The sequence below is a fragment of the uncultured Thiodictyon sp. genome, assembly GCF_903828115.1.
Classification (GTDB): Bacteria; Pseudomonadota; Gammaproteobacteria; order Chromatiales; family Chromatiaceae; genus Thiodictyon.
Genome location: NZ_CAIKKU010000353.1, coordinates 1 through 6,115, shown reverse-complemented (window position 1 = coordinate 6,115; position 6,115 = coordinate 1). Strand labels below are relative to the sequence as shown.

At 71.1% G+C, this 6,115-nt stretch carries 4 protein-coding genes; 1 reads left to right on the top strand and 3 read right to left on the bottom strand.

The window, feature by feature from the left end:
* Positions 1–446 precede the first annotated feature (446 nt).
* From QZY48_RS34800 to QZY48_RS13010, 3 genes are all read right to left on the bottom strand, one after another.
* On the bottom strand, positions 447–572 hold the full coding sequence (locus QZY48_RS34800) for an SUMF1/EgtB/PvdO family nonheme iron enzyme (RefSeq protein ID WP_366929681.1): 126 nt from the start codon (positions 570–572) through the stop codon (positions 447–449).
* A 234-nt stretch (positions 573–806) separates the two neighbouring features.
* Complete coding sequence (locus tag QZY48_RS13015) at positions 807–3,629, bottom strand: SUMF1/EgtB/PvdO family nonheme iron enzyme (RefSeq protein WP_295431284.1); 2,823 nt, start codon at positions 3,627–3,629, stop codon at positions 807–809.
* Positions 3,616–4,689, bottom strand: a complete 1,074-nt coding sequence (locus tag QZY48_RS13010) for a trypsin-like peptidase domain-containing protein (protein WP_295431283.1) — start codon at positions 4,687–4,689, stop codon at positions 3,616–3,618. Before QZY48_RS13010 ends, QZY48_RS13015 begins: the two co-directional genes overlap by 14 nt.
* A 289-nt stretch (positions 4,690–4,978) precedes the next feature.
* Between QZY48_RS13010 and QZY48_RS13005 the strand changes: the two genes are divergently transcribed.
* Positions 4,979–5,722: a hypothetical protein gene (locus tag QZY48_RS13005; protein WP_295431282.1), complete on the top strand. Its 744-nt coding sequence runs from the start codon at positions 4,979–4,981 to the stop codon at positions 5,720–5,722.
* The last annotated feature ends 393 nt before the right edge of the window (positions 5,723–6,115 follow it).

Here is a 6,115-nt window from a genome sequence, read left to right as displayed (position 1 = left end):
CGGCCTCTGCCAACCGCACCGGCGGGGTTGTCCGCGAGATCGCGCCGCACTGGGGTGCGGCGCTCCCAGGCCGGGCCGGAGGTGCGGCTTGACTCAGTGGCAGTGACGCAGGGGCGTCGGAGCCGGCGGACCGGGCCTTGGTCGTTATTTCGGCCGCCTCGAGGGTAACATCCGTCGCGGCCGGGGGGCCGCAAGGGCAGGTGGCCGGAGTGATGATCAAGCCGTAGGATGGGCAAAGCCCGCGCGCGACGGTCCGGACCGGTCGTGGCGTCGCTCGGGCGTGCCCATCCGGGCCGCGTCGAGGTCTGGAGAATGGGCACGCTGCGCTTTGCCCATCCTACAATCTGCGCTCTATCCATCCCGAAAACTTGCCCAGTCTCCGCAGCGCTGTCACGCGACCGCCGCCGGGGGCGGCGGTCAGTGAGCAAAAGATCAGTGATCAGTGTTCAGAGGATAGGGCACACGCACACCAGACGAAAGCCCACGGAGTTGTTGCGGTTGTCCGGGTTGTTCCAGTTGCGGTTGACCGCGCGCGCGTTGGCTGGATTGTTGTTCCAAGACCCGCCGCGCAAAGAACGGCCTGCGGCCGGGGCGTCCCACCGGTTGCCCGGTGCGGGCAGTGTAGCGGAAAAGGCGCGGCGGCGGGGGGCGGCGCTGCAATCACACGCCTGGAGTCCAAGGCTTCAGGCTTGGCGCGGCCCATCCAAGGCTGAAGCCTTGGACTCCAGGTTGCAGGCTGCCCGGGGCACTCGCGTGGACTCGGAGACCGCGACCGCCGCCGGGGGCGGCGGTCAGTGAGCAGAAGATCAGTGATCAGTGTTCAGTGGTCCAGTGGTAAGAGGAATGGGGCTCGCGCACACCAGACGAAAGCCAACGGCATCGTTGCGGAGGCCTGGGTTGTACCGGCCGCGGAAGACCGCGCGCGCGCCGGCTGGATTGACGCTCCAAGACCCGCCGCGCAAAGAACGGCCAGCATCGCCCGCCGTGTCGGTATCCTCGGGGTCCGAGTATTTGTTGAGGCACCACTCCGAGACGTTGCCGGCGCAGTCGAGCAGACCGTCCGGGGAGGCGCCGCGGGGGTAAAGGCCCACGGCGGTGGTCTCGCGCAGGCAGAGCCCATCGGGATCGGCGGGCGTCTCGTCGATATTGGCGTAGCCCTTGCGGTACGCCTCGCCCCAGGGATACAGGCGCCCGTCCGTCCCCCGGGCGGCGCGCTCCCACTCGGCCTCGGTCGGCAGGCGGATAACCGACTCGGTGTCGATCATTCCCGCTTCGGAGTAACGGGAACTGAGCCAGCGGCAATAGGCTATGGCCTCAACCCAGGCGATGTTGACGCGCGGGCGGTTGGGTTGCGCCCAGCGCGGGTCTCCGGGCGGCGGACCCAGGTAGTCCTCCCTCCACCAGTCGCGGCTCGCGTAGTCCGGGGCCTCAATGAAGACCTGATACTGGGCATTCGTAACCGGATAACGGGCGATGCGGTAGGGCCGCTCGATGGTCCGCTGCTGCCCGTCCTGCCAGACGAAAGGCCCGGGTCCGATGTCGATCCAGTCGATGGCGGGCAGCCCGTCCGGCCCCAGACCAACGCCGGGGCGCTCATCGCCCAAGACGGCCAGCAGGTCGCCGATGGCGAGCCGGCGGCGCTGCCACTGGACAGCCCCGTCCCGACCCAGGAGCCTGAGTACGCACCCGAGGCCGTCCTTGAGCCAGGGCGCAACCGCCGGATCTTGCGCGGCGATCCAGTCGCCCAGTGCGCGGGTCGTCGGCCAGGTGCGGCCGGGGGCGGTCAGGCAGGAGAGCAGGCGCAGGGCCCGCCGGCGGGGCTTGGAGTCCGCGGTCCGTTGCGCAAAGGCGCGCCTGGTCAGGTCGGCCAACTCGTCCGGGTCGTCCTCGGCCAGGAAATAGGCGGCCGGCTCGTCGGCACGCACCCCTTCCCAGAGGTCGGCCGCCTGCAACCGGCGGCGCAGGTCCCGGCGCACCCCGGGCACCGGCAGGAAGTCGTCCGGGCGGCCGGCCTGGTCCCAGCGCCGCGCGTCGCGCAGCACCTCGGCACGGCGGACCAGGGCCTCGCGCCGCTCCTGGATCCAGTCGGCGAGCAGGTCCCATTCGCGCAGCAGGGCCTCGTGGGCGACCTCGACCGTCGCCGCGCCGTCCTGCTCACCGCAGACCAGGAGGCGCACGTTGTCCTCCTGGCCCCTGGGGGTGCGGGCGAAGACCTCGATGAAGGCCAGGGCGGCGGCGTCCCCGGCCCAGCGCGCGAGCGGGGCGCGGCGGCGGGTGGCGGCACCGGAGTCGCGGTCCGGATCGACCAGTTCCGCAAAGACGCGGCGCGCCAGGGCCTCGGCCGCGGCGCTTTCCAGGCCGTTCTCCTCGGCCAGGACGCGAAAGCCGCGCTCGGCCCGCAGTTTGAGGATGCCCTGGAGTCCGCCCAACTGTTCCCGGTAATGGGCCAGCGTCAGACCGCCGGACGGCGCCCCGACCTCGTAGAGGTCCTGCAGCGCGGCACCCAGGAGCGCCAGGGCGCCGCTTTGGCCCTGGGCCTCGTCCGCCAGTTGGTCGATGAGCCCTTGGTCCACGGCGACCCCGACCGCGTGCGCCGGCCCCGCGATCATGCGCCGCACGGCCTCGCGTTCGGGCGGCGCGACGAAATAGGGTTGGCGGCGGTTGAGGACCCGGCACAGGTCCGGGCGGTCGTTGAGATAGTGCAGAAAGTCCGAGCGGATGGTGGCGACCAGGCGCAGGCGCGGGTCCTGGACGGCCGCGAGCAGGAAGGCGATGAAGGCCTCGCGGTAGGGCTCGGCCGCGGCGGCGAACAGTTCTTCGAACTGATCCAGGATCAGGAGCCAGACCGGGCGCCCGGCGAGCAGGCGCTCGAGGAAGGCGCCGAAGCGCCCCGGGTCCTTGGCCAGCCGGGGGCCCTCGACGGATGGCGCAAGCACCCGGCCCTGGGCGCAGTCGTGGGCGCTCTGAACCAGGCTGACAAAGGCGTTGCAGTGGAAATTCGGGGTCATGGCGCTGATGGCCCAATCACGGCAGTCGGCGATGGGCCCCGGCCCGTCCGCCGGTGCGTGCAGGGCGCGCCACAGACCGGCCTTGACCAGCGACGACTTGCCGGACCCGGAGGGGCCGGAGACCACCAGCAGGTTGCCGGGGGCCAGGTCGCGCAGGGTCTCGATGAGGGCCGCGGTCTCCTCCTCGCGGCCGAAGAAGAGGCGGGCGCGCTCGCGGTCGCGGCCCCAGTCGTAGGCGAGCAGGCCGGGATAGGGGCAGGCGGCGGGGGCCGGGGGTGCGGCCGGGGGAAGCAATTGGAGCAGGCGCGCGACCAGGGCCTGGACCTCCTGGTGGACGTGGAACGGGCGCCTGCCGATCTCATCCAACAGGGCGCAGGCCGGGTGGCGGCCTTTGACCAGGCTGTCGGCGTAGCGCTCGATCCGGCGGGCGAGGTTGCCGGCGACGGCGAATTTTTCGTCCTCCCAGATCAGGTCGGCGACGGCGGGATGGCTGTCGCCCAAGGCCATTGCGACAAACTCCTTGCGCGTGCGCAACTCGTCCCAGACCGGGAGTTTCACCAGCAGGTCGCGCAGGGCGGTGCGCAGCGCGTCCCCATCGATGCTGCTGTTACTCGCTTCCATTGCCGGCCCCGGCCGCGTCGGCGTTCGATTCGCACCCGAACGCGGCCGCGAGCCGGCGCACCGCGTCACCAATCGCCGGGGCCTGGTCCCACTTGCGCGTGCGGGCCTCGGCCAACAGGGCGCAGACGGCATGGCGGCCGTCGGGCAAGGGGGCCGCGCTGTAATACTTGAGTTTCGACACGAGTTCGCCGGCCACGGTGAAGCCGTCGCCTTCCCAGGTGAGTCGCGCGGCGGGGTGCTCGCCCAAGGCCGCGGTCACGAATCCCCGCCGGACCGCCAGCAGGTCCCAATCGGGCAGGGCCAACAGCAGATCGCGCAGCGGCCCCCGTTGCTGGTCCCAGGTCCGGGCTGTGACGCAGTGGGGCTTCGGCGCCGGCACAGTGAGTGCACCCGGCTCCAGGGTGTGCACCAGGCGCAGCAGGTCCGGCGCCGCGCGCCCGAGGAACTTCAGGATGGTCGCGGCCGGGATGACCCGCGACGTGGCCGCCCCCTGGCCGCCCAGATAGAGCAGCCCGAGCACCGGCTGGCCCGGCGGGGACTGGAGATAGAGTGCACCGCCGCTCATGCCCTCGGGCAGGCCGCCGCGCAGTTGCAGGTCGCCGATCCGCTCCCGCTGGTCCTGCCCCGCCAGCAAGGTCTGAAGTCCGGGGTAGCTCAGGGGGGCGGCAGCGCGCCGGGCGCCCGGATAGCCGCAGGCCGCGAGGTCCGGCGTCAGGCGCTGGAGGTCCTCCCGGCCGAGACCCGCGACCAAGTCGGCCGGGGCAATGCCGGGGAGCGGCTGCGCCAACCGCAGGAGCGCCAGGTCCTCGCCCTGGTCGGCGGCGATGACGGCGGCGATGGGATGCGCCGCCCTGCCGTCCCAGACGGCCAGGTCGTCGGGGTCGTAGAGGGTTCGGCGCGTCGCGGAGTCCGCGACCACATGCCGCGCCGTCAGCACCCAATCCGACGCCAGGAGGATGCCGCTCCCGCGCCCGGACAGGTCCGGTTCCGGCGCGGCGTGCAGCAGCACCCGCATGAGATAGGGCGGGATGGCGGCGTTGTCCGGTCGCGGTGCTGTCATGCGGGTCTCGGCGGATTGCAGGGGCCGGGCGATTGTCTCGGTCAGGGTACGGAAATGTCAATAGACCGAGAGGCGAAGCCCTCCCCCGTGGGAGCGGCTTCAGCCGCGACGAGGCCAGGGCGATGTGCGCGGTCGCGTCGCGGCTGAAGCCGCTCCCACCGGTTGGGGAGCCGCCCTGCCCTTGCCAAGGCCCGGCGCCCTGGGCTAGGCTCGTCGGAGGTTGTTGCAAGGCGTCTCAATCCCAACTCAGCGCCCGCGCGGCGTGCTCGACATAGCGAGGAAAGGCCCGATGGAATCCAGTACCCGCCGACTGCTTGAACAGGTCTACGACCTGGACCCGGACGCCATCCTGGAGGCGGAGGGGCTGCGCCCGCCGCCCGACGCGGCGGTGCCGATCGGCGCCGCGGACGACCCGATCGAGCGCTCGCTCACCGGGGAGTTGACCCTGCGGATACACGCCATTGCCTATGGGGTGGCCCAGACCTGCGCCAATAACGAGGCGGCGATCATGGGCACCGTGGACGCCCTGGCGCGCTGGATCCGCAAGGGTGCGCCGGTGCGCTTCCTGGGCGCCGGCCGCGCCTTGCTGGCGGCGACCATGCCGGGCAACCGGCTGGCCCACGCGGGGGCCCAGGTGTCTTTCATGGGCGGGGCGGTGCCGCTGCCCAACAGCAGGCACGGCGGCGGGGTGATCGCGTGCAGCGCCTCGGGCAAGACGCGGCCGGTGCTGGAGGCGATGGCGATCGCCAAGCGGAACAATCCGCAGCTCACGGTGATTGGGATCGCGGCGCACGACGCGGCCGAGTTCCGCGCCCTGTGCGACATCTTCATCGGCATCTACGACACCGGCAAGGAGGCCAACCCGCTCTCGGCCCTGGCGGACACGCAGGAGTACATCATCGCCGAGGTCCTGGACGGGCTGGTGGTGGCGGCGGGCCAGGCCTTGCGCTTCGACGACGAGGCCTGGCGCAGCGGCCACGAGGACATAGGCCCGACCGGGCCCTATGCCCCGCACGGGGCCGCGGCGGGCTGAAATCGCGATTCAAAGCCCCGAAGGGGCGCGACATACCAGCCCAGGGCAACGCCCTGGGAATGCGGCATTGTTGGGATTGAGCCCTGAAAGGGCGTGACAGATGGACGCGAACGATCGACCAAACACCGATGTCACGCCCCTTCAGGGCTAACTGATTGGATATCGGTTTCCCAGGGCGTTGCCCTGGGCTGGTATGTTTGACCCCGTTGGGGTCATCAGGAGTCGAATGAAGCGATCCATTGCAGCAGTTGCGCCTTCTCGCCGACTGACAGTTGCGGCAGGAGCCCTTCGATGGTGTGCAGCGCGGTTTGCATTGATGGTCTCTTCTGGCTCCCACGCTCCTGCGTGGGAGCAAGTGCGGGCGGTCTGCGTCCAGTGCCAAGACCGGACGCG

Coding starts and splice junctions, on each gene's coding strand:
- QZY48_RS13015 (WP_295431284.1), bottom strand. CDS start 3,629: ATGGAAGCGAGTAACAGCAGCATCGATGGGGACGCGCTGCGCACCGCC.
- QZY48_RS13010 (WP_295431283.1), bottom strand. CDS start 4,689: ATGACAGCACCGCGACCGGACAACGCCGCCATCCCGCCCTATCTCATG.
- QZY48_RS13005 (WP_295431282.1), top strand. CDS start 4,979: ATGGAATCCAGTACCCGCCGACTGCTTGAACAGGTCTACGACCTGGAC.